The organism is Streptococcus rupicaprae (assembly GCF_040545225.1).
Lineage (GTDB): Bacteria > Bacillota > Bacilli > Lactobacillales > Streptococcaceae > Streptococcus > Streptococcus rupicaprae.
Genome location: NZ_JBEPLO010000014.1, coordinates 1 through 26649, shown reverse-complemented (window position 1 = coordinate 26649; position 26649 = coordinate 1). Strand labels below are relative to the sequence as shown.

General features: G+C 46.0%; 28 protein-coding genes and 1 tRNA gene. 28 read left to right on the top strand and 1 reads right to left on the bottom strand.

Annotation, left to right across the window (positions count from 1 at the left end; translation table 11 throughout):
- Nucleotides 1-131: 131 nt before the first annotated feature.
- The 15 genes from ABID29_RS07045 to trhA all read left to right on the top strand — a co-directional run bounded on the left by ABID29_RS07045 (nt 132) and on the right by trhA (nt 12287).
- Nucleotides 132-863, top strand: coding sequence for an amino acid ABC transporter permease (locus ABID29_RS07045; RefSeq protein ID WP_354365415.1), 732 nt, complete (start codon nt 132-134; stop codon nt 861-863).
- Entirely contained in the window at nt 860-1594 is a 735-nt protein-coding gene (locus ABID29_RS07040; protein WP_354365414.1) for an amino acid ABC transporter ATP-binding protein, read from the top strand. Before ABID29_RS07045 ends, ABID29_RS07040 begins: the two co-directional genes overlap by 4 nt.
- A gap of 125 nt (nt 1595-1719) precedes the next feature.
- Nucleotides 1720-2559 carry a bifunctional methylenetetrahydrofolate dehydrogenase/methenyltetrahydrofolate cyclohydrolase gene (locus tag ABID29_RS07035; protein WP_354365489.1) on the top strand — a complete coding sequence of 280 codons (840 nt, stop codon included), beginning with the start codon at nt 1720-1722 and terminating at the stop codon, nt 2557-2559.
- A complete protein-coding gene (locus ABID29_RS07030; RefSeq protein ID WP_354365412.1) occupies nt 2559-3419 on the top strand; it encodes an NAD(P)H-hydrate dehydratase in 861 nt (286 codons plus the stop codon). The genes ABID29_RS07035 and ABID29_RS07030 overlap by 1 nt, the downstream gene beginning before the upstream one ends.
- 37 nt (nt 3420-3456) lie before the next feature.
- A tRNA-Ser gene (locus ABID29_RS07025) sits at nt 3457-3544 on the top strand.
- 203 nt (nt 3545-3747) lie between these two features.
- The gene (gene rpsP, locus ABID29_RS07020; RefSeq protein ID WP_354365411.1) at nt 3748-4020 is read left to right on the top strand and encodes a 30S ribosomal protein S16; all 273 of its coding nucleotides are present in this window, start codon (nt 3748-3750) and stop codon (nt 4018-4020) included.
- 27 nt (nt 4021-4047) lie between these two features.
- Nucleotides 4048-4287, top strand: coding sequence for a KH domain-containing protein (locus tag ABID29_RS07015; protein ID WP_354365409.1), 240 nt, complete (start codon nt 4048-4050; stop codon nt 4285-4287).
- Between the two features lie 99 nt (nt 4288-4386).
- Complete coding sequence (locus ABID29_RS07010; RefSeq protein WP_354365408.1) at nt 4387-4674, top strand: DUF2129 domain-containing protein; 288 nt, start codon at nt 4387-4389, stop codon at nt 4672-4674.
- 354 nt (nt 4675-5028) lie between these two features.
- The gene (locus tag ABID29_RS07005; RefSeq protein ID WP_354365406.1) at nt 5029-6213 is read left to right on the top strand and encodes an ABC transporter substrate-binding protein; all 1185 of its coding nucleotides are present in this window, start codon (nt 5029-5031) and stop codon (nt 6211-6213) included.
- 242 nt (nt 6214-6455) lie between these two features.
- Entirely contained in the window at nt 6456-7325 is an 870-nt protein-coding gene (locus tag ABID29_RS07000) for a branched-chain amino acid ABC transporter permease (RefSeq protein ID WP_354365404.1), read from the top strand.
- Between the two features lies 1 nt (nt 7326).
- Nucleotides 7327-8274, top strand: a complete 948-nt coding sequence (locus ABID29_RS06995) for a branched-chain amino acid ABC transporter permease (RefSeq protein WP_354365402.1) — start codon at nt 7327-7329, stop codon at nt 8272-8274.
- Complete coding sequence (locus ABID29_RS06990; protein WP_354365401.1) at nt 8275-9039, top strand: ABC transporter ATP-binding protein; 765 nt, start codon at nt 8275-8277, stop codon at nt 9037-9039.
- Complete coding sequence (locus tag ABID29_RS06985) at nt 9039-9749, top strand: ABC transporter ATP-binding protein (RefSeq protein WP_354365399.1); 711 nt, start codon at nt 9039-9041, stop codon at nt 9747-9749. Before ABID29_RS06990 ends, ABID29_RS06985 begins: the two co-directional genes overlap by 1 nt.
- A 311-nt stretch (nt 9750-10060) precedes the next feature.
- Complete coding sequence (locus tag ABID29_RS06980) at nt 10061-11548, top strand: hypothetical protein (protein WP_354365397.1); 1488 nt, start codon at nt 10061-10063, stop codon at nt 11546-11548.
- A gap of 109 nt (nt 11549-11657) precedes the next feature.
- A complete protein-coding gene (trhA, locus tag ABID29_RS06975) occupies nt 11658-12287 on the top strand; it encodes a PAQR family membrane homeostasis protein TrhA (protein ID WP_354365396.1) in 630 nt (209 codons plus the stop codon).
- Between the two features lie 407 nt (nt 12288-12694).
- Here trhA and ABID29_RS06970 read toward each other — a convergent pair whose 3' ends face one another.
- Entirely contained in the window at nt 12695-12991 is a 297-nt protein-coding gene (locus ABID29_RS06970) for a DUF3270 family protein (RefSeq protein WP_354365394.1), read from the bottom strand.
- 140 nt (nt 12992-13131) lie between these two features.
- On the opposite strand from ABID29_RS06970, the gene ABID29_RS06965 reads away from it, so the two are divergent.
- The 13 genes from ABID29_RS06965 to ABID29_RS06905 form a co-directional block, all read left to right on the top strand.
- A complete protein-coding gene (locus tag ABID29_RS06965; protein WP_354365393.1) occupies nt 13132-14058 on the top strand; it encodes a peptidase U32 family protein in 927 nt (308 codons plus the stop codon).
- 287 nt (nt 14059-14345) lie between these two features.
- Complete coding sequence (gene ligA / locus ABID29_RS06960) at nt 14346-16301, top strand: NAD-dependent DNA ligase LigA (RefSeq protein ID WP_354365390.1); 1956 nt, start codon at nt 14346-14348, stop codon at nt 16299-16301.
- Between the two features lie 8 nt (nt 16302-16309).
- Complete coding sequence (locus tag ABID29_RS06955; protein ID WP_354365389.1) at nt 16310-17338, top strand: diacylglycerol kinase family lipid kinase; 1029 nt, start codon at nt 16310-16312, stop codon at nt 17336-17338.
- Between the two features lie 411 nt (nt 17339-17749).
- Nucleotides 17750-17950 (top strand): ATP synthase F0 subunit C, encoded by a 201-nt coding sequence (gene atpE, locus ABID29_RS06950; RefSeq protein ID WP_018373242.1) that lies wholly within the window; start codon nt 17750-17752, stop codon nt 17948-17950.
- A gap of 28 nt (nt 17951-17978) precedes the next feature.
- A complete protein-coding gene (atpB, locus tag ABID29_RS06945) occupies nt 17979-18692 on the top strand; it encodes a F0F1 ATP synthase subunit A (protein WP_354365387.1) in 714 nt (237 codons plus the stop codon).
- A gap of 15 nt (nt 18693-18707) precedes the next feature.
- Complete coding sequence (gene atpF, locus ABID29_RS06940; RefSeq protein ID WP_354365386.1) at nt 18708-19214, top strand: F0F1 ATP synthase subunit B; 507 nt, start codon at nt 18708-18710, stop codon at nt 19212-19214.
- Between the two features lies 1 nt (nt 19215).
- Nucleotides 19216-19752 (top strand): F0F1 ATP synthase subunit delta, encoded by a 537-nt coding sequence (locus ABID29_RS06935; RefSeq protein WP_354365385.1) that lies wholly within the window; start codon nt 19216-19218, stop codon nt 19750-19752.
- Between the two features lie 14 nt (nt 19753-19766).
- A complete protein-coding gene (gene atpA, locus ABID29_RS06930; protein ID WP_354365384.1) occupies nt 19767-21272 on the top strand; it encodes a F0F1 ATP synthase subunit alpha in 1506 nt (501 codons plus the stop codon).
- Nucleotides 21273-21289: 17 nt separating this feature from the next.
- Entirely contained in the window at nt 21290-22165 is an 876-nt protein-coding gene (locus tag ABID29_RS06925) for a F0F1 ATP synthase subunit gamma (protein ID WP_168549068.1), read from the top strand.
- An 18-nt stretch (nt 22166-22183) separates the two neighbouring features.
- Entirely contained in the window at nt 22184-23590 is a 1407-nt protein-coding gene (gene atpD, locus ABID29_RS06920) for a F0F1 ATP synthase subunit beta (protein WP_354365381.1), read from the top strand.
- A gap of 11 nt (nt 23591-23601) precedes the next feature.
- The gene (locus tag ABID29_RS06915) at nt 23602-24018 is read left to right on the top strand and encodes a F0F1 ATP synthase subunit epsilon (RefSeq protein WP_354365379.1); all 417 of its coding nucleotides are present in this window, start codon (nt 23602-23604) and stop codon (nt 24016-24018) included.
- Between the two features lie 348 nt (nt 24019-24366).
- Nucleotides 24367-26322, top strand: a complete 1956-nt coding sequence (locus tag ABID29_RS06910; protein WP_354365377.1) for a DUF2207 domain-containing protein — start codon at nt 24367-24369, stop codon at nt 26320-26322.
- Nucleotides 26323-26535: 213 nt separating this feature from the next.
- Nucleotides 26536-26649, top strand: a 114-nt coding sequence (locus tag ABID29_RS06905; protein WP_354365487.1) for a transposase, incomplete at its 3' end; no start/stop codon positions are given.

The window sequence follows — 26649 nt, the reverse complement described above, 5'->3', positions numbered from 1 at the left end:
TAGAGCATGTAAAACACCTGAATTTTCAGGTGTTTTTCTTGTTTTTCATGATTTTTCAAAAAATTAAAGCTTACAACTTGAATTATTATTCAAAAAGTGTATAATATTTCTATATTTAGAAAGGGATCGTTATGGATTTTTCATTTTTACCTAAATTTCTGCCCTATTTTAACTATGGGGTTCTTGTGACCTTGATTATTTCTGCTTGTGTGGTTTTCTTTGGAACGATTTTGGGCGTATTGCTGGCCTTTGCCCAGAGGTCTCGCTTTTACCCTCTAGCTGGTATGACCCGTCTTCCTTGGCTTGCTAGGTTCAATCCCTTGGCGCTTTTAGCCAATACCTATATCTGGATTTTTCGTGGAACCCCTATGGTGGTCCAAATCATGATTTCCTTTATTTTGATCAAAATTTCAGCCCCCATTGTGCCTTTTGGCAGTATCAATCTGGATTTATCCCGTCTCCTGCCTGGCATTATCATCATTTCGATGAATAGCGGGGCCTATGTCTCTGAGACAGTGCGAGCTGGTCTCAATGCGGTAGCCGCAGGCCAGATGGAAGCTGCCTACTCTTTGGGCATGCGGCCTTGGCCAACCATGCGTTATGTCATCATGCCACAGGCTATTAGAAATATCCTTCCTTCTTTGGGGAATGAGTTTATTACCATTATCAAAGACAGCTCTCTCTTGTCTACTATCGGCGTTATGGAGCTTTGGAACGGGGCTACGACTGTTTCTGTAACGACCTACCTGCACCTCAGCCCCCTCTTGTTTGCGGCTATGTATTATTTGATCATGACCAGCCTGATGACCTGGATCATCAAATGTTTAGAGAATCATTTTAACAAAGGAGCCAGAACAATATGACGTCAGCTATTATTGAAATAAAAGACCTCCACAAATACTTTGGACGGCAGGAAGTCCTAAAAGGGATCGATTTAACCATCTATCAAGGAGAAGTGGTGGTGATTATCGGTCCGTCAGGATCGGGCAAGTCTACTCTGCTTCGGACCATGAATCTGCTAGAAGATGCAACGCAGGGACAGGTTATTTTTGAAGGGGTAGATATTACCGACAAGGCCAATGACCTCTTTAAAATGCGGGAAAAGATGGGCATGGTCTTTCAGCAGTTTAATCTCTTTCCCAACATGTCTGTCCTTGATAATATTACCCTGTCGCCGATCAAAACCAAGGGGATGGACAAGCTAGAAGCACAAAGAAAAGCTCATGCTCTCTTGGAAAAAGTTGGTTTACCAGATAAGGCCCATGCTTTTCCTCAGAGTTTATCTGGCGGGCAGCAACAGCGGATTGCCATTGCCAGAGGCCTTGCTATGGATCCAGATGTTCTTCTCTTTGATGAGCCGACTTCTGCACTTGATCCAGAGATGGTCGGGGAGGTATTAGCAGTTATGCAGGACCTGGCCAAGTCAGGCATGACCATGGTGATTGTCACTCATGAAATGGGGTTTGCAAGAGAAGTTGCGGATCGGATTATCTTTATGGATGGTGGGGTAATTGTCGAAGAAGGCACGCCTCAACAGATTTTTGAAGCAACGAGGGAAGTGCGGACCAAGGATTTCCTATCCAAAGTCTTATAAGTGGGAAAAGCTGGCTAATAGAGCTAGGCTTTTCTTTTTCTCACTCTGATAAGGTATCACTAGAAAAAACGATACTTTTTTGTTATAATGGGTCAAAACGTAAGAGGTGCATTGAAGTGAAAATAATGGATGGCAAGGCTTTAGCGACTAAATTGCAGGCAGAACTAGCAGAAAAAACAGAGAAATTACGGGATGAACATGGCGTGACACCTGGTTTGTTGGTGATTTTAGTAGGAGAAGACTCTGCCAGTCAAGTCTATGTCCGAAACAAGGAACGTTCGGCTTTAGCAGCTGGTTTTAAGAGTCAAGTGGTACGTTTGCCGGAGACGGTCACTGAGGTAGAGTTGTTAGAGATGATTTCCACCTACAATCAAGATCCGACCTGGCATGGGATTTTGGTCCAGTTGCCACTGCCCAAGCACATCGATGAGGAAAAGGTCCTTCTGGCTATCGATCCAGGCAAGGATGTTGATGGTTTTCATCCGACCAACATGGGGAAACTCTGGTCTGGTCACCCGGTCATGGTTCCGTCAACGCCAGCGGGTATCATGGAACTGTTCAAGGCCTATGGGGTTGAGCTGGCTGGTAAGCGGGCTTTGGTCATTGGTCGATCTAATATTGTCGGCAAGCCGATGGCCCAGTTGCTCATGGATGCCAATGCGACAGTTACTATCGGCCATTCTCGAACACAGTATTTGCCGGCCTTGGCACGCCAGGCGGATATCTTGGTCGTAGCAATCGGTCAGGCTAAATTTGTCACCAAAGACTTTGTCAAAGAAGGAGCGGTTGTTGTCGATGTTGGCATGAATCGAGATGACAATGGCAAGTTGTGTGGCGACGTGGATTTTGATTCTGTTGCAGGTGTTGCCAGCCTCATCACGCCAGTCCCAGGAGGTGTTGGTCCCATGACCATCACCATGTTGATGGAGCAGACCTACCAAGCTGCGCTCAGGAGTATCAGTTGATGGCAATTGATCAAAATTTGCTAAAAAAAGTGATTCGATCCAGACCTTTGGATAGTCATAAGGGAACCTTTGGGCGCGTCCTCTTGATTGGGGGCCTCTATCCTTATGGGGGCGCCATTATCTTGGCGTCCCTTGCTTGTGTGCATAGCGGAGCAGGTCTTGTGATGGTCGCGACAGACAGGGACAATATCCCAGCCCTTCATGCGCAACTCCCAGAAGCTATGGCCTTTGATGTCAGAGATCAGGATCTCTTAGCTGAGCAACTAAAAATGGCAGATGTCATTCTAATTGGATCGGGATTGGGAGAGGGTCCTCCAGCCCAGCACTTGCTCACAGAAGTCCTTTCTAAGGTGAGTCCAAATCAGATTCTCTTAGTAGATGGCTCTGGCCTGAATCTATTGGCAAAATCCTCTCAGCAGCTTCCTACGTGCCAGGCTCTGATACTGACGCCCCATCAGAAGGAGTGGGAACGTTTATCGGAACTTGCGATTGAGCAGCAGTCTGTAAGGGCTTCTCAGCAGGCCCTGCAGCAATTTCCAGCATGGACAATTTTAGTCGCCAAATCCCATCGGACGAGTATCCATTGCTTGGACAGAGAACCACTGACACTGGATGTCGGCGGTCCCTACCAAGCAACAGGTGGGATGGGTGACACCCTGGCTGGAATGATTGCAGGATTTGTTGCCCAATTTCAGGAGGATTTTTTTGAGACTGTTGCAGCCGCTACCCATTTACACTCAGCAATTGCTGACCAGCTAGCTCAGGATGCCTATGTGGTCTTACCGAGTCAGATCAGCCGAGAAGTGAGCAGGGCCATGAAACAGATTGAAAAGTTCAAATATGCTGACGAAAGACCTTGATTCTCCGATAGATTTGTGCTATACTGGTTACAGTTTTGGAGAATTACTCAAGTGGCTTAAGAGGCCACCTTGGAAAGGTGGTAGGTCGTTTACGCGGCGCGTGGGTTCGAATCCCATGTTCTCCTTAGACTAAGCGTGCGAAAGACTGGGCGACAGCTCAGTTTTTTTTTGAAAAAATTTAAGAGACATAAGCTCGTTTCATCAGAAAGAATCGTCTGTCAAGTTTTTTTCTTGACACCTGATGTTTTTGTGCTATACTAGATGAAGTAAGGTTGTAGCTCTGCTATTGACCTCAAAAAAATTGAAACAGAAAAGAGATTTATTCAAAATGGCAGTAAAAATCCGTTTGACTCGCATGGGTTCTAAAAAGAAACCTTTCTACCGTATTAACGTTGCAGACTCGCGTGCACCGCGTGATGGCCGTTTCATCGAAACGGTTGGGACTTACAACCCACTTGTCACTGAAAACCAAGTGACCGTCAAGGAAGACCGTGTGCTTGAGTGGTTGGCCAAAGGTGCACAGCCATCAGATACAGTGCGTAGCCTTTTGTCTAAGGCTGGTGTCTTGGCTAAGTTCCACGAGCAAAAGTTCTCAAAATAATCTATTTAAAACAAAGCGAGAAGACCTATGGACATGATTGAAGATCTGATTATTGCAATTGTGAAACCTTTGATTTCACACCCAGACAAGCTGACCTTGCGGATTGAGGATACGCCAGAGTTTTTGGAATACCATCTGGATCTTGATCCGAGCGATATTGGTCGCGTGATCGGCCGCAAAGGCCGTACCATTTCTGCGATAAGAACGATTGTCTATTCTGTTCCGACAGATGGTAAAAAAGTTCGCCTTGTGATTGATGAAAAATAGAGCCTGATTGAAACGATTCCTGAAGGGGAGTCGTTTTTTATATCGCTCTAAGGTGTTATTTTAATGACTTTTTGGTATAATTGAAGCAAAGGAGTAGATATGTTTGAAAAGAAAGCAAGACAAAGCATTGTTATTTACCTTCATTATCATAGAGATATTAAAAAAGTAGTCGGATTCGGAGATGTGGTCCATACCTCTCGTAGAGGGCGTTATGTAGTGATGTATTTAGACGAGAACCAGGTCCAAGAGGTAGTGGCAAAACTATCCAAAGAAAAGTATGTGAAAAAGGTCGTCCCTTCCTATATAAAAGATTTGGATCAAAAATTTGTCGGAAATTTATGGCGAGAAGCTTCCTCTCAGGATCCCTTTGTCGTGAAAGTTGGTTAGTTTTTTCGCAGTAGAGCAAGCCAGATGGCTTGATGGTCTCAGGCCTGTTTTATTGATTTGAGTTTAGAAGTTAGAGCAGTAACCCATAGGTGTGCTGCTTTTTTGCATGAAATCTTGCTTGTAAATAGAGTTGAGAATCGAAAACAAGCTCTGGTGCTTTGTTGTAGAACAGTGCTTCACTGAGAATCCCTTATGTGACAAGCCAGAAGTTAAGCTCTAAGTAGTATCTTAATGGTTTTGAAAAATTTCTTGAAAATAAAAACGTTTACACTAAATCAACCTGTTGACAATTTTCAGATAATTTTGTATATTAGTGATACTTGATTTTATATTAGATTCTAGGAGTATCATTTTATGAAAAAGAAATCATTCGCTTTAAGCCTACTAACTTTTGCCAGTGTCGCCTTCTTGGCGGCTTGTGGTGAAGTAGGCTCAAACAATTCAAGCTCTTCAGCAGAGACACCTGCAGGAAATAGTATCGGTGAGACTATTAAGGTTGGTTACAACTTTGAGTTGAGTGGTGCAGTAGCTTCTTACGGTATCACAGAGAGAAACGGTGCAGATTTGGCTGTTGAAGAAATCAATGCTGCTGGCGGTGTTGATGGTAAGGAATTAGAAGTCATCTCAAAAGACAATAAATCAGAAACTGCTGAGTCTGCGACAGTGGCGACTAGCCTGGTGACTGAAGGGGCCAACGTGGTTATCGGACCTGCAACTTCAGGGGCTTCTGCAGCAGCGACAGCAAACTTAACCAAGGGTGGCGTTCCTATGATCAGCCCATCTGGAACTCAGGATAATCTCGTCTTTGCAGCAGACGGAAAAACAGTCAATGATTATTTCTTCCGTGCAACCTTCGTGGACAGCTACCAAGGACAGCTCTTGGCTACTTACGCAACAGACAGCTTGAAGGCCGAGAAAGTCGTTCTTTACTACGATAATGCAAGCGATTATGCTAAGGGGATTGCAGATGCCTTTAAGGAAGCATACAAGGGTGAGATTGTGGAGACCTTGACCTTTGCAGCAGGTGATAAGGATTTCCAAGCGGCATTGACCAAGATTAAGGATAAAGATTTCGATGCCATTATCATGCCAGGATACTATGAAGAGACTGGTGCGATTGTGAAGCAGGCTCGTGATCTTGGAATCAAGCAAGCTATTGCAGGACCTGATGGTTTTGATAGCCCTGTCTTCCTCGAAAAAGCTGGTGCTGCAGCGACAGATGTGCACTATTTGTCTGCCTTCTCAACAGAAGGTTCTGAAAAAGCCAAGAAATTCTATGACGCGTATCTTGCTAAGTATGGTGAAGAACCATCCATGTTCTCTGCTTTAGCCTATGACTCTGTTTACATGGCGGCTCAAGCAGCTAAAGGAGCTTCTAGCTCAGTTGATATCAAAGACAACTTGGAAAAGCTTAGCGGTTTTGAAGGTGTAACTGGTACCATGTCGGTTGATGAAAATCACAACGTGGTAAAATCTGCCTATGTCATCAGCTTTACAGATGGCAAGGTCTCTGGTGTTGAAGTTTTGGAGGCCAAATAAGTCGGTACCAGTTAGATAATCTCCTTGATAAATCAGCCCTCTGTGGCTGATTTATCTTTGGTTTATAGTAGTTACAATAGAAAACAAGGAAGGTCTCGCACTTAGTTAATTTGGTGAGCAACTGTAGACATAAGATATGGGAGTGGTGGTATCAAGAACACCTTTTGTCAGGATACCGACACTCTTTTACCTTGTTAAGTGTTTTGCTTTTTCTTTTGAGATTTAGAAAGTTCGGTGTAAAAATGATTCAACAACTTGTCAATGGCTTGATCCTAGGGAGCGTTTATGCGCTTTTGGCCCTGGGCTACACCATGGTATATGGGATAATCAAGCTGATTAATTTTGCCCACGGTGATATCTACATGATGGGCGCTTTTATGGGCTATTTTCTAATCAATGCCTTCAAGCTTAATTTTTTCCTTGCCCTTGTTTTGTCAATGGCTGGTTCTGCCATCTTGGGGGTGACCATAGAGTTTCTAGCCTATCGGCCCTTGAGGCAATCGACACGGATTGCGGCCTTGATTACGGCGATCGGGGTATCTTTTTTCCTCCAGTATGTGATGGTCTATTTCTTTAGTCCCAACACACGTGCCTTCCCGCAAGCTATTGAGACAGTGAAATATGATTTGGGGCCTGTTTCTGTCACCAATATTCAGTTGATCATCCTTGCTGTTTCGGTTGTTCTCATGCTTATTTTGCAGTTCATTGTTAAGAAAACCAAGATGGGAAAAGCCATGCGGGCGGTTTCTGTGGATAGCGATGCGGCTCAATTGATGGGAATCAATGTCAATCGGACCATCAGCTTCACCTTCGCCTTAGGGTCAGCTCTTGCAGGTGCTGCGGGAGTTTTGATTGGTCTTTACTACAATTCAGTCGAGCCCCTGATGGGGGTTACCCCTGGTCTTAAGGCCTTTGTTGCAGCTGTTTTGGGCGGAATTGGCATCATTCCTGGTGCAGCTCTAGGTGGTGTGGTCATCGGTGTTTTAGAGACGCTAGCGATCGCTCTCAACCTATCGGACTTCCGAGATGGGGTGGTTTATGCCATCTTGATTGTGATTCTATTTGTCCGTCCAGCAGGCCTTTTAGGTAAAAATGTGAAGGAGAAGGTCTAGTATGAAAGAAAATCTAAAACTCAACCTGATCTGGTTAGCGGTCATTGTCAGCCTCTATGCCTTGATTAGTCTGCTGATTGGGACAGGTTTATTAAATCTTTATTATATCCAGGTTTTACAACAGATTGGGATCAATATTATTTTGGCTGTTGGTCTAAACTTGATTGTCGGTTTTTCTGGCCAGTTTTCGCTAGGACATGCTGGTTTTATGGCGATTGGTGCCTATACGACAGCTATTTTAGGCTCTAAGATTCCGACCTATGGCGGGTTTTTCCTAACCCTTGTGGTGGGCATGTTGCTGGCTGGTGCGGTTGCGGTTCTTGTTGGTATTCCAACCTTGCGCCTAAAAGGGGACTACCTAGCGATTGCAACTCTTGGGGTGGCTGAAATCATCCGTATCCTGATTGTCAATGGGGGCAACTTGACCAACGGTCCGCGGGGGATCATGGGAATTCCACCGTTTACAACCTGGCAGCTGGTATTTGTTTTTGCGGTTCTAGTGATTGTAATGGTCATGAATTTTTTGCGCAGTCCGATGGGCCGTAAAACCTTGGCCGTTCGAGAGGATGAGATTGCCGCAGAATCCATGGGGGTCAACACGACTAAAATCAAGGTGATTGCCTTTGTGATTGGGGCTGTCACTGCAGCGATCGCAGGGAGCTTACAGGCCGGTTACATCGGAACAGTTGTGCCCAAGGACTTCGGCTTAATGACCTCGGTTAATGTCTTGATTATCATTGTTCTAGGTGGTTTGGGATCGATGACAGGGTCCATTTTGGCAGCAGTTGTCCTAGGAATCATCAATGTTCTCTTGCAGAATGTGGCTGATATTCGGATGATTCTGTATTCACTTGCCTTGATTTTGTTGATGATTTTCCGTCCGGGAGGACTCCTGGGCACCAAGGAATTGGCCCTGTCCACATTGTTTCAGAAAAAGGAGGATCAGTAAATGGCCTTGCTTGAAGTAAATCAATTGACCAAGCACTTCGGTGGTCTAACAGCAGTGGGAGATGTGACCCTCGAACTCAATCGCGGTGAGCTGGTAGGTCTAATTGGGCCAAACGGCGCTGGTAAGACAACGCTCTTCAACTTATTGACGGGTGTCTATGAGCCCAGCGAGGGAACCGTGACCTTGGATGGCAAGCTCTTAAATGGCAAAGCTCCCTATAAGATTGCCGCAGCTGGCCTTGGAAGAACCTTCCAAAATATCCGTCTCTTCAAAAACTTGACGGTTTTAGACAATGTGTTGATCGGAATGGGCAACCATCACCCGTCGCACCTCTTTGCCTCTTTTTTGCGCCTACCAATTTTTTACAAATCAGAGGCAGCTTTGAAAGAGAAAGCCTTGGAGCTCCTAGCCATCTTCAATTTGGAGAAGGACGCCCATGTGTTAGCCAAAAACCTGCCCTACGGTCAGCAGCGCCGTCTGGAAATCGTCAGAGCCTTAGCTACCGAGCCCAAAATCCTCTTTTTGGATGAACCCGCAGCTGGCATGAACCCGCAGGAAACGGCAGAATTAACAGCCCTTATTCGACAGCTAAAAGAACAATTTGATTTGACCATCATGCTGATTGAGCACGATATGAGTCTAGTCATGGAAGTGACAGAGCGCATCTATGTGCTGGAATATGGGCGTCTGATTGCCCATGGGACACCCGACGAAATAAGAACTAATAAGCGCGTCATTGAAGCCTATCTAGGAGGTGAAGCCTAATGCCAATGTTAACAGTTGACCAGTTGTCCGTCCACTATGGCGTGATTCAAGCCGTCAAAGAAGTCTCTTTTGAAGTTAATGAAGGAGAAGTGGTCTCCTTGATTGGGGCCAATGGTGCAGGCAAAACGTCTATCCTTAGAACCATTTCAGGTCTAGTCCGGCCATCGAGTGGCAAGATAACCTTTTTAGACCAAGAAATCCAAAAAATTCCTGCCCAGAAAATCGTAGCCAGCGGCCTGTCGCAAGTCCCTGAAGGACGGCATGTCTTTGCTGGTTTGACAGTCCTGGAAAACCTTGAAATGGGTGCCTTTCTTAAGAAGGACAGGGAAGAAAATCAACTGAATATGAAGAAGGTTTTCGACCGCTTTCCTCGTCTGGCAGAGCGCAAAAATCAGGACGCTGCTACCCTGTCTGGTGGTGAGCAACAGATGCTGGCTATGGGCCGTGCTCTTATGTCAACCCCGAAGCTCTTGCTCCTTGACGAACCATCTATGGGACTGGCTCCAATCTTTATCCAGGAAATTTTTGATATTATCAAAGATATTCAAGCTCAGGGAACAACCGTTCTTCTGATTGAGCAAAATGCCAATATGGCACTGTCTATCTCAGATCGAGGCTATGTGCTAGAAACGGGCTCGATTGTTTTGACAGGGACCGGCCAAGAACTCTTGGCATCCGATGAGGTCAGACGAGCTTATCTTGGTGGTTAAGCATGAAGAGGCCAGACAAAAAGTCAGCTCTATTGAAGCTATCTAGAAAAAAAGGCTTGATGCAGTGATTGGCTGTTTTGTTCGCTCTATAGGCTTCAAAACTGACCTAATTAACTGTGCGGGGGTGGGAGTGAAACTGTCCAGTGGACAGTTTCAGGTCTGAGCCTTGAAATAAGATAGCGAAGACGAACCCTTTTTCGTTTGTCGGAGTTCTTTTCAACTCCCTTTTTTGTCATCTGAAAAATATGGCTTAAAAAGTGTATTTTTAGCTTTATTTTGGTATGATAGGGAGAAGAAAATTTAAGGAGTAGATGGTGAAAGAGTCAAGACGGGAAATACAGAAGGCCAGGCGAGAACGGGCTAAAAAGCGGGATCGGGTTATTTTACTGAGCCTGTTAGGTCTTTTAATGACGACTGTCTGGGCTTTTGTCCTTATCGAAGGCGTCTCAATAAGCCTTCCTAAAATGCCCCTTCCCAAGTTAGAATGGTCCTGGTCGTGGTCTTCAGAAGCTGACTCAAAGGAGGTTCCTGATCAAAAGGAAGAAGCGGTAACAGGGCTCTACTCACCTGGACAACAGGTTGGACTGAAGGCTTCTGCTAGCCAGACGGCAAACGGAAAATCACTTGAGCCCTTTAAACATCGGCTGGCTCTAGTCGCTAAGGTAGCCAAGGAAAAAGATGGTGATCGTCTCATCTACCAGCTCCAGTTCAGCAAAGATGAAAAGGTCTCTCAGGTCTACGAAGAGGATTTGGAAGTCGTGGAGACGACCTTTAGTTTGGGGCAGGAGGTAGAACTTTTGGATAGGGAAGGCGCTGCAGAGGTTACTCAAATTAGTCAAGGGCCTTCTGGTTGGCTCTATCAGATCAGGATGGAGACCGGTGAGATGTTTGACCAGCTGACGGAGTATCAGCTGGCCTACGTCTATGATATTCCTCTGCAGGAAGACTATGAAGCTACGGATAACAACCGTTTGATTCAGGAAGCACTAGACCTATCGCAGCAGTATACCTTTACCGTTTTAAGATTTCCCAAAGGCCGGTTCAAAATCGGATCACACCTGCCAGATCAGGAGTATATCATCCTGCGGTCTAATGTTGAGTTACGCGGCCAGGAGACGACCCTAGAAGTCAATGGTTCGGCCCGCTGGTATGGTCTAGCAACTGGTCAGACTGCCTTTGACGGCCTGTCATATTTTTTGATGAATGGCCTGCATGTTGAAGCCAGCGATCTGGAAAAGGGGAATCAGTTCATCATCATGGCCAATCACGGGCACACTTGGCATATCAAAAATAATCGTTTTACTCAGGTTCATCAGATGTCCAGCCATGTCTTTGACCTTGGAGGCATTCAGCATGCGACCTTTGAGGACAATGTGTTTGAAGGCTACGCGCCAGAATTGACAGCAGTCACAGAACTTGGTGATCGAAATTTACATAATTTTTATGCGGAGGCTATCCAGCTTGATGAGTCGAGCGTACAGACAGGTTGGGATGGTGGCTTCATGAAGGCTATCGATCCGAATTACCAATGGACTTCTGTTACCCCGATTATGAGCAACCATATCACCATCACTAGGAATCAGTTCTTGCCCTATTATCAGGATGGGAAATTAATAGCTTACGGCGCGACTATTGGCCAGCATTCATCATTGGTTGGTCAAGTTTCGATCACTCATAATACTTTTAAAGAAACCTTGACCAAGCGTTTCCAAGATCCTAAGAATCCTAATTGGGTCTTAGAACCAATTCATCTCAATTCAACTGTTGATAACGATATCAGAGGCAATGTCTTTGACTAGGATAGGGGCAGACAAAAAGGCGCTTTTTGTCTCAGCCCAAGTTTTTTACTGGGCTTATAGGAGAAAAAGCGCTAAACTAATGAAATAAAAAAAGAGAAGAGGTAAGAATATGGGATACAGTCCACAAGCGCCTCGGCGAGTTGTTGTCGAGGTTTGGAATGCCATCACGCATGGCCTTGCAGCACTCTTAAGTTTAATCGGTCTGGTGGCTCTACTCTGGGAGGCTAGTTCCGTCAAGCAAATTGTTGCCTATAGCATCTACGGCACTAGTCTATTCCTGCTCTTTTTCTGCTCAACCATGTACCATAGTCTGAGCTTCACTAGGGCGAGAGGGATCTTTCAAAAATTAGACCACTCAGCTATCTACCTCTTAATTGCAGGAACCTACACCCCCTACCTCTTGCTGGCGATTGCGGATACGCGAGCCTATATCCTGTTAGCCTTGATTTGGTTATTGGCTGTGGCGGGAATCGTTTTTGAGTTGCTTGCCATCGGGAAATTTCCGAGGTTATCGACCTACCTTTATCTAGGCCTGGGTTGGCTCTCGCTTTTAATCATCTGGCCCTTGATTCAGATGGCTGGCTGGCCGGTCTTTTGGCTCCTATTGGCTGGAGGAGTGACTTATTCTCTGGGAACCATTTTTTACAAACAGAAGCATATTGATTGGATGCATGTCATTTGGCACCTTTTTGTCATGGGCGGGGCAGGGTTTATGTTTGCCTCTATCGTGATTTTGTAGGTCCGAGATGATTCAATGATCAAATACTGCCAAAAAAGCCTGGGGTGACCAGGCTTTTTAGCTACAAACAAAAAGTTGTAGACAATTCTAAAAGTAGTAGAGCATTAGGGATCAGAAAGGGCTTTGGATGGTGGGGGAGAAGCCAATAAGCATACGAGTGGAAGCCGATTTGACGGTAGAAGGTGGGTGAAGCCCGGTCTTGTCCTGTCTCGATTCATTTTTGTCAAAATTATTGCGGTTTTAGCAGAAGAGAGAAAGGAACGCTACGCAGATTCTCTTGCTTCTTCCGGCTATTCTCCAATAGTCTCGGTTAGTTGGTTAATTAAGACGGCGGTGTGATTAGCGATGGACGGAGTGACGACAGCAAAAAAATTCCCTGCCAATCCAAGTTGACAGGGGATAAACTTTTAGTTTTGTCTGTGTTTCTTTTGGTAGTATCTAAATAGATGGAATCCTTTTAAGCCTAGAATGCCAAGAGGGATAGCTAGTGCAAAAGCCACTAGGGAATGAACATTCAGAGCTGACAAAATAAAGACGGCTAGGACGCTAGCGATAGCAAAAATAGCGACATTAATAAAAAACAAGAGGTCGTTGAGTTGTGAGCTGGTGTCGTCGTCTGTTTGATAGTCTTGATAAGAAGGAGCAGGCTTGGGATAGGCTTGCTCGTTCGGGAATTCATCGTATTTATAATCTCTTAGTGCCATAATCTCTCCTTGAAGTTCCTTACTATCATATCATAAAATAGTTAAATTTATATTACAATTGTGTAACAAAGTCTGATATATAGTCTGAAAATCCTCGGTTTTGGCTAGTAAATTGTGATTTTTTTCGCTATAATAGGGCTATGAAAAAGATTACGATAACAGCGACAGCAGAGAGTGTGGAACAGGCTAAAACCTTATTAGCCCTTGGTGTGGATAGAATTTACATTGGTGAATCTCAATTTGGTTTGCGACTTCCGCGTCCTTTTAGTCATGACGAATTGAGAGAAGTAGCAGACTTGGCCCACCAACAAGGCAAAGCCATCACTGTAGCGGTCAATGCCTTGATGCATCAAGGCATGATGGATCAGATCAAGCCTTATCTGGATTTTTTAGTGGAAGTTGGTGCTGACTACCTAACCGTTGGAGATACGGGCGTTTTTTATGTTCTGAAGAGGGACGACTATCCCTTTAAGGCCATTTATGATACCTCGGTCATGGCAACCAGCAGTCGCCAATTGAACTTCTGGGGTCAACATGGGGCGACAGAGGCTGTTTTGGCCCGGGAAATTCCATCAGAAGAACTCTTTAAAATCGCAGAGAATCTTGAAATTCCGGCAGAGATTCTGGTTTACGGCGCGTCAGTTATCCATCATTCCAAGCGTCCTCTCCTGCAAAACTATTACCATTTTACTGGAATTGAGGATGGGATTGACAAGGATCGGGGGCTCTTTCTATCTGAGCCCAAGAAACCAGAGACCCACTATTCGATCTTTGAAGATCATCATGGGACCCATATTTTCATGAACAATGATATTGATATGATGAGCAAGTTGATTGAGTTAGAAAAACATGGTTTTACCCATTGGAAATTAGACGGCATCTATTGTCCAGGGGAAGATTTTGTGGCGATTGTGGCGTGCTTTGTCAAGGCGCGAACGGCGCTAGAAGCTGGTACCTTTACCCAGGAAGAGGCCTTGCGACTGGATGAAGTCGTGCAGCAACATCATCCTGCAGGTAGGGGCTTGGATACAGGTTTTTATGAACTCGATCCCAATACGGTGAAATAGCCGTCAGCCGTTATTCTCCAGAGATATGGGAAAGAGGATAAGGCCTACCCAGGCTCTCATTAATTCATGGGTTCTCAGAAAGCTATTTGGTGCCTTCTTGAGAAGGCATTGCTATTTGTATGTGTCCTTAAAGTCGGTAATTTAAGTAGCTATGCTTGATGTGGATAGATTCTTCAAGGATCAGAAACATCAGAAAGAGACAGCTTTTTCTAGACAGGCCTCAGATCTCTCCTAAAATATCAGTTTCTAAATAAAGCAGAGCCTTGGAAATATGTTACAATAAAACTATGGAAAGAATGAATGAACTAGTGGCTCTGTTAAATCAATATGCAGAAGCCTATTATACCAAGGACCAGCCCTTGGTGACAGATCAGGAGTATGATCGTCTCTACCGTGAGTTGGTAGCCTTGGAAGCAAGCTATCCTGAGGCCGTTTTGCCAGATAGCCCTACGCATCGTGTTGGCGGGAAAATTTTATCAGGTTTTGAGAAATATACTCACGAGTATCCGCTTTATAGTTTGCAGGATGCTTTTTCACGTGCAGAGCTGGAAGCTTTTGACCAACGGGTTAAAAAGGCTTTTCCGGAAGCGACCTACCTATGTGAGTTAAAAATTGATGGCCTGTCGATTTCATTGACCTATGTCGATGGGGTGTTGACGGTCGGTGCGACTAGAGGCGACGGTACTATCGGTGAGAACATCACGGAGAATCTCAAGCGGGTGGCTGATATTCCTTTGCGTCTCCCGGAGCCAGTCAGTTTGACGGTCCGCGGGGAGTGTTATATGCCCAAGGCCTCTTTTGAACGGATTAACCGCCAGCGTCAGGAGGCAGGTGAAGCCATCTTTGCCAATCCCCGCAATGCTGCGGCAGGAACCCTGCGGCAATTAGACACAGGCATCGTAGCAGGCCGAGGCCTCGCGACCTACCTCTACCAAGAAGCCAGTCCAGGTGATCGCGCCAGTCAAGAAGAAGTTTTGCAACACCTGGCCAGCCTAGGATTTGTGACCAATAGGGACTATGTTCTAGCCCAAAATTTAGATCAGGTCTGGGACTTTATCACCAGGATCGATGAGAGACGCCATGACCTGCCTTACGATATTGATGGGATTGTCATCAAGGTCAATCAGCTGGACCTGCAAGAAAAACTAGGCTTTACTGTCAAGGCCCCGCGTTGGGCAGTTGCCTATAAATTCCCTGCTGAGGAGAAGGAAGCGCAGCTCTTATCCGTGGACTGGACTGTTGGTCGGACAGGAGTTGTGACACCGACGGCCAATTTAACGCCAGTTTCGCTGGCAGGGACCACGGTCAGTCGGGCAACGCTTCATAATGTGGATTATATTGCAGACAAGGACATCCGTATCGGAGACACTGTCATTGTCTACAAGGCAGGCGATATTATTCCAGCTGTCCTTCAGGTGGTTTTGCGCGACAGGCAGGACCAGATGCCTATGCCGATTCCTGAGCATTGTCCCTCCTGTGAAGGAGAACTGAGACACTATGAGGATGAGGTTGCCCTAAGGTGCATCAATCCTCTGTGTTCAGCCCAGCTGAAGGAACGCTTACGGCATTTTGCTAGCCGTGATGCCATGAATATTTCAGGACTTGGGCCTTCTGTAGTGGATAAGCTCTTTGACCATCATCTTATTCAGGATGTGGCAGGACTCTACCGTTTAAGGGAAGAGGACTTGCTGAAGCTTCCTAATATCAAGGAAAAGTCAGCGACCAAGCTCTTGGAAGCTATTGAAGCTTCAAAAAGTAACTCAGCAGAAAAAGTGCTCTTTGGTTTAGGAATTCGCCATGTCGGCAGCAAGGCTTCCAAACTTTTACTGGAAACCTTTGGTGATCTGGAAAGTTTAGCCCAGGCAGAAGAAGAGGCCATTGCTGCGATTCCAGGTTTGGGCAAGGTCATTGCCCAAAGTTTACGGACCTATTTTGAGGCGGATGGGGCAAAGGTCCTTTTGGCAGAGCTGAAAGAAGCAGGTGTCAATCTTGCCTACAAAGGTTCGAGAGTGGCTGGCACAGCCCCTCTGGCAGGTCAAATCATTGTTTTGACTGGAAAATTAGAACGCCTAACCCGCAACGAAGCCAAGGAAAAACTAGAAGCCTTGGGAGCTAGTGTCACAGGCTCTGTATCTAAAAAAACGAATATAGTCGTGGCTGGAGCAGATGCAGGCAGTAAGTTAGCCAAGGCTCAAGCCTTGGGTATTCCAATTCAAGACGAGAATTGGCTAGAAAGTCTTTAGGAGACCGTATGACAGAAGGACAGGTTTTGAAGGCCAGGTTGATTTATAATCCCACCTCTGGCCAAGAAATCATGAAAAAACACGTGGCAGAGGTGCTTCATATTTTGGAGAATTCAGGATATGAGACATCTGCCTTTCAGACGACGGCTGAGCCAGAGTCTGCCAAAAATGAAGCTCGGAGAGCAGGATTGGCAGGCTTTGACCTAGTTATTGCAGCGGGAGGAGATGGGACCATCAATGAGGTGGTCAATGGCATTGCTCCCTTGGAAAAGCGCCCTAAGATGGCTATTATTCCGACAGGGACGACCAATGACTATGCCAGGGCCCTCAAAATCCCAAGAGGAAATCCGGTTGCAGCTGCTAAAATCATCGCCAAAAACCAGACCATCAAGATGGACATCGGTCTGGCTAGGGGAGAGGATTATTTCATCAACATTGCTGCGGCCGGAACCTTGACGGAGTTGACCTATAGTGTGCCTAGTCAATTAAAGACCGTCTTTGGCTACCTAGCCTATGTGGTCAAGGGGGCAGAACTCTTGCCCAAAATCCAGTACACTCCTGTCAAGGTCACCCATGACCACGGCGTTTTTGAAGGGAAGATTTCCATGCTTTTTGCAGCCCTGACCAACACGATTGGCGGGTTTGAACAGATTGCCCCTGATGCCAAATTGGATGACGGGAACTTTACCTTGATCATGGTCAAGACCAACAATTTGTTTGAAATCCTGCACCTGATTCGGTTGGTTTTGCAGGGGGGCAAGCATGTTGACCACTCTAAAGTAGAGTATATCAAGACCAGCTACATCAATATTGAGCCGCAGATTAGTCCTCAGCAACGTCACATGATGATCAATCTAGATGGGGAATACGGCGGGGATGCCCCGATTGAGTTGCGCAACCTCAGCAACCATATTGAATTTTTCTGCAATACGGATGAAATTTCAGATGACGCCTTCAGTCAAGATCTCTTTGAGCTTGAAATTGAGGAAAACCTCCACCGCTTTGAACAAGAGGCAGAGGAGATCGATTCATACTAGAGGCAGAAGAGTTAACCTCGGGATTCACAGAAGTCTGAGATGGGCGGTTTGATGCCGCTAGGACAAGGATCAGTTCTCATCGAACTACGAGTTGAGTTAGTCTGTTGAAAAAGTGAGTTAAAGAAGTACAAGCCAGATAAAGTGACGGAAAGAGGGGAACTAGTTTTTGGTTGGAGCTATCTTGACGAACCAGAGACAAGCTGTAAAGGTTCAAAATAATATGTAGAGGAAAAGGCAGGCTAAGATCCTGTTTTTTCTTTTTTATTAGAGGTGGAGAGTTTGAAAGCTTCCTTAAATTAAAGAAATGAAAACCATCTGGAAAACAAAACGCTTTCTTACTGGCTTTTCATTGACAAAGTGAAAAAATAGGACTAAACTAGGGGAGTAAATTTTTATTTGGAGGCACAAAATATGAACTTAGGGATTCTCGCGCTTGGTCTAGCAACACTTGGTGTAGGTATCGGGGTAGGGACCATGGTGAGCCGTTTCTTTACTGCAGCAGCCCGTCAACCAGAGATGTATGACAAGTTATTTACGACGCTTTTTGTAGGGGTGGCTTTTATTGAAGGATCCTACTTTATTACTCTGGCGATGGCTTTTGTCTTGAAGTAAGCTATAGGAAGCTAAGGAGGTATCTCACTTGGAAACCCATACTCCCAAATTTGACCTTGGTCCGATTACCTTTGATTTGACGGTTTTAGCCATGACCATCTTGACGGTTGTGCTGGTCTTTTCTTTCGTCTTATGGGCTAGTCAAACGATGACCTTGAAACCGAAGGGCAAGCAAAATGTCCTGGAGTGGATTTATGAGTTTGTCATCAAGGTCATTTCTCCAAATCTCGGACCGACCTATGCCAAACAGTACTCCCTTTTTTATTTTACGCTCTTTACCTTTTTGGTTCTTGCCAATAATTTAGGACTAGTCGCTAAAATAGAAGGGCATCATGAGTTGAGTTACTGGATGTCACCGACAGCCAATATGTTTTATGCCCTGGCTCTTTCTCTGATGATTTCCCTCTATAACAATTATCAGTCTCTAAAGATTAATGGAGCGAAGGGGTTCTTCAAGGAGTTTATCACACCTCCTGCCATGACTTTTTTCCATGTGATGGAAGAATTCACCAATATTCTTTCCTTGGGCTTGCGGCTTTTTGGGAATATCTTTGCAGGGGAAGTGGTCATCGATTTGATTTTGAAGATGTCACAGATTAATTTTTTGACAGGACCTTTGGGATTTTTGTTGAGCTTGGTCTGGATTGGTTTTTCGGTCTTCATTTCTTGTCTGCAGGCCTATGTCTTTGTCTTATTATCTTCCATGTATTTGGGCAAGAAAATTAACCACCACGAGCATTAGAAAGGGAGAAATCGTATGTTAACAATTGTAGGAGCATCTGCTCTGGGGACCATGATTGGACATTTTATCATCGTAACGGGAGCCTTTATCTTGCTCTTTGTCCTCTTGCGCTTGTTTGCTTGGGAGAAGATCACAGGTATTTTTGAAAAAAGGGCTCAGTACATCACGGAAGAAATCGATCGCGCTGAAGAGGCTAAAAAAGAAGCGACAGCCCTTGTGCGCCAACGTCAGGCAGAATTATCAGACGTTCGAAAGGTGGCAGATGGTATTTTGCTTGAAGCCAAGCAGACTGGGGAAGCTATGAAAAGTCGGCTGCTTGCAGATGCGGAAAAGCAGGTTGAACAGATGAAGGAAAAGGCTGAGAAAGACATCGCTCGAAAACAAGCAGAAGCGTTGGCGGCCATGCGCGAAGAAGTGTCTACCATGTCCTTGGATCTGGCCCAGCAAATCTTGATGAAGGAATTAGATCCGATGGCACAGAGTGACTTAATTGACCGCTATTTGGAAAAATTAGGAGAATAAGATGGATGCAACCCAATTTGATGCTGTACTGAAATATTCTCAGGATTTGGTTCGTCAAGCAAGAAAGGAAGCAAACCTGGCAGAATTTTTTAAGGAGGTTCGTCAGGTTTTAAGCGTTTTTGATCAGCAAAATCTGGAGAAATTCTTTGCCAACCAGACGATTGGTAAGCAGGACAAAATGAGCATTTTGCACCTGTTTCAGGAGGAAGTCTCTCCAATTTTGGCGACCTTTTTTGACCAGATTATCCTAAAGCAGGAGTATGACTTGCTTTATCCAAGTTTGGCGGAAGTGATCCAACATTCGCAAGTGGCCATGGGCCAGTATGACATGAAACTGTCTACGGTTGTGCCATTTACAGCCAGTCAAAAATTGAAATTAATAGAGAAGACGGAAAAACTCTTGGGCTTGAAAGTGCGTCAGGTCCATGAGGAAATTCGTCCAGAATTGATGGGCGGCTTTGTGGTTGAAGTCAACCACAAGGTGATTGATGCCAGTGTCCGCCATCAGTTACAAACGATCGAACATGAGATGAAATAGGAAGTGGTGCTGTTTTGGCTCTTAACACACAGGAAATTTCTGCTTTAATCAAGCAACAACTGGATGGCTTTAAGCCAAGTTTTGAAGTGACAGAAACAGGTGTTGTCACCTATGTCGGGGATGGCATTGCGCGTGCCCAAGGGCTAGAGAAGGCCATGAGTGGCGAATTGTTACGCTTTGCTAATGGTTCTTTTGGAATGGCGCAAAACCTGGAAACCAATGATGTCGGGATTATCATTCTAGGCGATTTTACAGGTATTCGTGAAGGGGATACGGTCACTCGGACTGGAAAAATCATGGAGGTTCCTGTTGGGGAAGCCCTGATCGGTCGAGTGGTCAATCCTTTGGGACAGCCGGTAGACGGCCTTGGGATCATCAAGACCAAGAAGACCCGGCCGGTGGAAGCAACGGCGCCTGGCGTTATGCAACGGAAATCGGTTAAAGAACCCTTTCAGACAGGTATCAAGGCTATCGATGCTCTGGTTCCGATCGGTCGTGGGCAGCGGGAATTGATCATTGGAGACCGTCAGACAGGTAAGACGTCCATCGCCATTGATGCGATCCTCAACCAAAAAGACCAGGATGTCATTTGCATCTATGTGGCCATTGGTCAGAAGGAATCAACGGTTAGGACACAGGTGGAAACCTTGCGACGCTATGGGGCATTGGACTATACTATTGTGGTGACGGCCTCAGCCTCACAACCGTCTCCGTTGCTCTTTTTGGCGCCTTATGCCGGCGTTGCCATGGCTGAGGAGTTCATGTACCAAGGCAAGCATGTTCTGATTGTCTATGATGACCTGTCCAAGCAGGCGGTGGCCTATCGTGAATTGTCTCTCTTGCTTCGCCGTCCTCCAGGGCGTGAGGCCTATCCAGGGGATGTGTTCTATCTCCATAGTCGCCTTTTGGAGCGGTCAGCCAAAGTGTCAGATGAGCTAGGAGGAGGTTCGATTACGGCCCTGCCCTTTATCGAGACCCAGGCCGGAGATATTTCAGCCTATATTGCAACCAATGTCATTTCCATCACGGATGGCCAAATTTTCCTAAAGGATAATCTGTTTAACTCAGGGATTCGGCCAGCGCTTGATGCGGGGTCATCTGTCTCTCGTGTCGGTGGCTCGGCTCAAATTAAGGCTATGAAGAAAGTGGCTGGGACCTTGCGGATTGATTTGGCTTCCTATAGGGAGTTGGAAGCCTTTACGCAGTTTGGTTCAGATTTAGATGCGGCAACCCAGGCTAAGTTGAATCGTGGACGCCGGACGGTTGAAGTGCTCAAACAACCCTTGCATCAGCCGATTCCTGTGGAGAAGCAAGTTGTTCTTCTCTATGCTCTGACACATGGTTTCCTTGATACGGTGCCTGTTCAGGATATTTTGACTTTTGAGAGTCAATTATATGATTACTTTGACCTGCACCATGATGATTTATTGAGCCATATTCGTGAGACCAAAGATTTGCCAGACGAAGCTGTCCTAGATGCTGCCATTCGCAGTTTTAAGGCGGAGGCTTCTTATAAATAGAACGACAGGAGTAAGGAATGGGAAATTCTCTCAATGAGATCAAATCTCGGATTGCATCCACCCAGAAAACCAGCCATATTACAGGTGCTATGCATATGGTAGCTGTTTCGCGTTTAGCTAGGTCGGAGACCCATGCCAAATCATTTCAAATCTATACTCAAAAAATTCGCCAGATTACAACGGACCTTATGCAGGCAGAGCTGATTAAGGGGACGACCAATCCCATGCTGATTGAACGGGAGATCAAAAAGACAGCTTACTTGATTATCACCTCTGATAAGGGGTTAGTAGGTAGTTACAATTCAACCATCCTCCGTTCTGTTATGGAGATGATCGATCAGGATCATGAGTCGCCAGACGAGTATGCGGTTCTATGTCTTGGTGGAATTGGAGCGGATTTTTTAAAGGTTCGTGGGATTACACCTATTTTTGAGCTAAGAGGCTTATCGGATCATCCGAGTTTTGAAGAGGTGCGGCAGATTATCATGACTGCTTTAGACATGTATCAAAACGAGCTCTTTGATGCTCTCTATGTCTGCTACACCCACCATATTAATAGTTTGACCAGCCAGGTACGAGTGGAGCAGATGTTGCCGATTGCCCATCTGGATCCGAACGAGGCAGATGGCTACACTAAGACCTTTGATTTGGAACCTGACCGTGATACCATTCTGGAACAGTTGTTACCACAGTACGCAGAATCTATGATTTATGGGGCGATTGTTGATGCGAAAACAGCTGAGAGTGCTGCCAGCATGACAGCTATGCAGGCTGCAACCGATAATGCCAAGCAGATTATTTCAGACTTGACCATTCAGTATAATCGTGCCCGCCAGGCTGGAATCACACAGGAAATCACTGAGATTGTTAGTGGCGCTAATGCCATTTCGTAAAAAGGAGAGAGGAAGAAGATGAGTTCAGGAAAAATTACGCAGGTGATTGGGCCTGTTGTAGATGTTTATTTTGAGCCAGAAGCGAAAATCCCTGATATCAATAATGCTCTAGTTGTTTATAAGACGGACGGTTCAAAGGAGAAAGTTGTCCTTGAAGTCGCTCTAGAACTTGGAGACGGTGTGGTGAGAACGATTGCCATGACGGCCACAGAAGGTTTGACTAGGGGACTTGAAGTGTTAGATACGGGCCGTCCTATTTCTGTACCAGTCGGGAAAGAAACCCTAGGCCGAGTATTTAATGTCTTGGGAGACACTATCGATTTGGAACCTGTTTTGGCCAGCGAGATCAAGCGTGAGCCCATTCATAAAAAAGCACCGACCTTTGATCAGTTGTCGACTTCAACTGAGATTTTGGAAACAGGTATCAAGGTGATTGATCTCTTGGCCCCCTATCTGAAAGGCGGTAAGGTTGGTCTCTTTGGAGGAGCAGGGGTCGGTAAGACCGTACTGATCCAAGAATTGATTCACAATATTGCCCAAGAGCACGGTGGGATTTCGGTCTTTACAGGTGTCGGTGAGCGTACCCGTGAGGGGAATGACCTTTACTGGGAGATGAAAGAGTCTGGCGTTATTGAGAAGACAGCCATGGTATTTGGTCAGATGAACGAGCCGCCTGGCGCCCGGATGCGGGTTGCCTTGACAGGCTTGACCCTGGCAGAATATTTCCGTGATGTGGAAGGTCAGGATGTGCTGCTCTTCATAGATAATATCTTCCGCTTTACTCAGGCGGGGTCAGAAGTCTCTGCGCTTCTAGGGCGGATGCCGTCTGCGGTTGGTTATCAACCGACTTTGGCTACAGAAATGGGGCAGTTGCAGGAGCGGATCACATCGACAGAAAGAGGATCGGTGACATCAATCCAGGCTATTTATGTGCCAGCCGATGACTATACGGATCCAGCACCTGCGACGGCTTTTGCTCATTTGGATTCGACAACCAACTTGGAACGTAAACTCACCCAGTTAGGGATTTACCCTGCGGTAGACCCCTTGGCTTCCAGCTCTCGCGCTCTGGCACCTGAGATTGTCGGTGAGGAGCACTACCAAGTCGCAACGGAAGTTCAGCGTGTCTTGCAACGCTACCATGAATTGCAGGACATCATCGCCATCTTGGGGATGGATGAGCTGTCTGATGAGGAAAAAACACTTGTGGCCAGAGCGCGTCGGGTTCAGTTTTTCCTTTCCCAGAATTTCAATGTGGCTGAGCAGTTTACAGGAATTCCTGGTTCCTACGTTCCAGTTGAAGAGACCGTTCGCGGTTTCAAGGAAATCTTAGACGGCAAGCACGATCGCCTGCCGGAAGATGCCTTCCGAAACGTCGGTACGATTGAGGATGTGGTCAAAAAAGCAGCCCAAATGCAACTGTAGGAGGCTAGACTGTGAAACAGATGACGGTTCAAATTGTGACCCCTGATGGCGTGCGTTATGACCACCATGCGACCTATGTCCAATGTCGGACCAGTGTCGGGGAAATGGGGATTTACCCAGGCCATTCCAATCTGATTGCCCCCTTAGACATCGCAGAAATCAAGGTGCGCCGGATCGATGATGTCAACCATGTCGACTGGATTGCTGTTAATGGTGGTATCATTGAGATAGCTGATGATTTGATTACCATTGTGTCGGATGCGGCGGAGCGCGAAAGAGATATTGATGTTTCAAGGGCAGAGCGGGCTAAACTCCTGGCAGAGCAGGAAATCCAACGTGCACAAGCAGCCCATTCCATCGACCAAGAGCGCCGTGCACGTGTTGCCCTCCAGCGTGCCATCAACCGGATTCATGTGGGAAGGCATTAAACTAGTATAGACAAGGGTGTTGGCAGAATCTTGCTAGCTAACCAAATGAAAAGAGGCCTGATTTGCCATCCTAATTGGCAGTCAGGCCTTTTGCACCCCATAAAGGCGGTTTTTGGATCAGTCTTTTTCAAAAAAATGGTATACTAGTCTTAGTAAATCGTCCAGAAGTACCAAGGCCCTTCTGGCATAGGTAGACTAGCACAATGATGAATATTCTTGAAAACCAATGATAGCTCTTGTCAACTTGCTTTGATCAACTCTAGTTCTATCATCAGCTTCGTCTCCTAGGCTAGATTAATTTTTTTGAGGATAAGTAACCTATCTTAAATTCTACAAGGAGGTGTGGCAATGATTGGGACTCGGCAGAAATGGCAGAAACTTTTCTTAGCTTTTTTAATAGCTTGTTTGGCCTTCTTTTTTGGGCCTCAGGTAGTCAAGGCTTATGACATTACCCAGTACAAGGGGCACTTGACCATCAAGGAGGATAATTCAGCAACCTTTGACCAAGAATTGCATTACCAGTATGAGGATTCTTACAATGGTCAATATGTGACCCTAGGAATGGCGGGGGACCTGCCTCCCAATTTTGCTATTCAGGCTGACCAGATCCAGTACCGAGTCTATAAAAATGATGCACTGGTCAGTTCCAACTATCCTGGCGAATTGGAGCAGTCCAGACAAGTTGCTATTGAGTACATGGGAGATGGCTATCGCCTCAAGGTTTACAATGCAGTACAGGACGGTGACCGAGTCAAGATACAGGTTCGGTGGCCCCTGCAAAACATGCTCTATCCTTACCAAGATATTGCAGAGCTCAAGTGGTTGCCCATCAGTGACTGGGATATTCCTCTCTATAATATCGACTTTCGGATTACTGCGCCAGCCTATGATAAGGGGCAGATGGCTGTCCACACAGGCTATCTGAGGGAAGCTGCCCAGGTGGAGCAGGATGGTCAGGACTATCTGGTCCGCTTGGGACGGCTAGGCAGTGGGAAGAAGCTGGAGTTTCATGGCTACTGGAGCAGGGAGATCTTATCTGCTGTGGACACACAAACGATCATCCCAGAAGATGGCCTCCCCGCCTATCAAGCCACAGAAGCCAATATCAAAAAATATTCTCAGCTAATGGAGCGCGTGACCTACCTTTGGTTGCCTCTTGCCGCAGCTGTGGCTTTGGTCCTAGATGGCCTGCGCTGGACTGTCTTTAGGCGCAAGGTTGACCTTCGAACCAAGATGCTTAAAAATTCGAGACTCTATGAGGTGCCAAGTTCTCTCAACCCCATGCAGGTGACGCGTGCCATCTACAATACAGAGCTTGAAGTCATCAATCCGGCCAATCCTCAGCCGAGTCGCATGGACTTTGACCATCTTGCGCAAGCGACCATCTTGGACTTGATTGACCGGGGCAACTTGGTTATTGAAGAGCAGGGAGAGGAGCCGCTCTTGGTTTATCAGTCTAGTCAAGGTCTTAGCGAGGCTGAAAGTGCCTTTCTCAACATGGCCTTCTCAGGCCAGAAAGAACTGGCCATGGACCAGCTCTTCTCAGACTTTTCAGCAGAAAACCATGTATTGGCTTCTCGGTCACGGAGCAAGCAGACTGCCATTCGTGCTAGCGGAAAAAACTTACTCAAACGCTATAACCAAGCCTTTGAAGGGCTCTCCGATGCCCTAGATAGAGACTTAAATAGACTTAATCTTCCAGTCTACTACAGACCGTTTCAGTCGAGGGAAGGCGCGCAACTCTTTACCATTGGCCTCCCTTCTGTCGCGGTTGGACTCACTATCTTCCTCTTTTACCTCTACCTGCTCACACGCTTTTCAACCCACAGTTGGGTCCTCCTAGGCCTCAGTGGGCTCATGGCGATCGCTATCTTGACTCTTTATAGTAAAAAGTCAAGTCTGAAACGAGATGGCCTATTGACCGAGGCAGGTTTAGAACAGTATCAGCTTTGGGAGGCTTTTAAAAATATGCTGCGCGATATTGGCCGTTTTGACAAGACGGAACTTGAGGCAGTTGTTTTATGGAATCGCCTCTTGGTCTATGCAACCCTGTTTGGCTACGCCAAAGAAGTGAGCCGAGTCCTTGAAATCAATGACATCCAATTGGATAACCCATCTCTCAACGCTTATGTTTACCGAGGCTATTCTCCGTTTTTAAGTGCACGGACGGGTTCTTTCAGCCAAGATGTTCACACAGCAAGGCAGGCCAGCAACTTCTCTGTCTCCTCAGGCAGTAGCAGCAGTGGAGGCGGCTTCTCCTCTGGCGGCTTCTCTGGCGGAGGCGGAGGAGGGGGATCCTTCTAAGTTGATCCACAAGTTTACATGAAATGTTAAAAGACCGAAGCAGGCCAGCTTGGGTCTTTTGTAATTATGTGACTTTAAGTCCGTTACGCTCCGAAGGTGCGTGACCAATAAACCACCCGCTATGCGGGTGCGCATCGAAGGTTATACCAAAAAAACTCCAAACGCGATACAATAAAGGTGTTCAAGCCTATTGTAGAGCGAAAGGAGAAAAATATGGCTCAAAAAGCACATAGTTTATCACACACAAAGTGGAATTGTAAATATCACATTGTGTTCACCCCTAAGTATAGACGAAAAGTCATCTATAATCAATATCGAAGCAGTTTA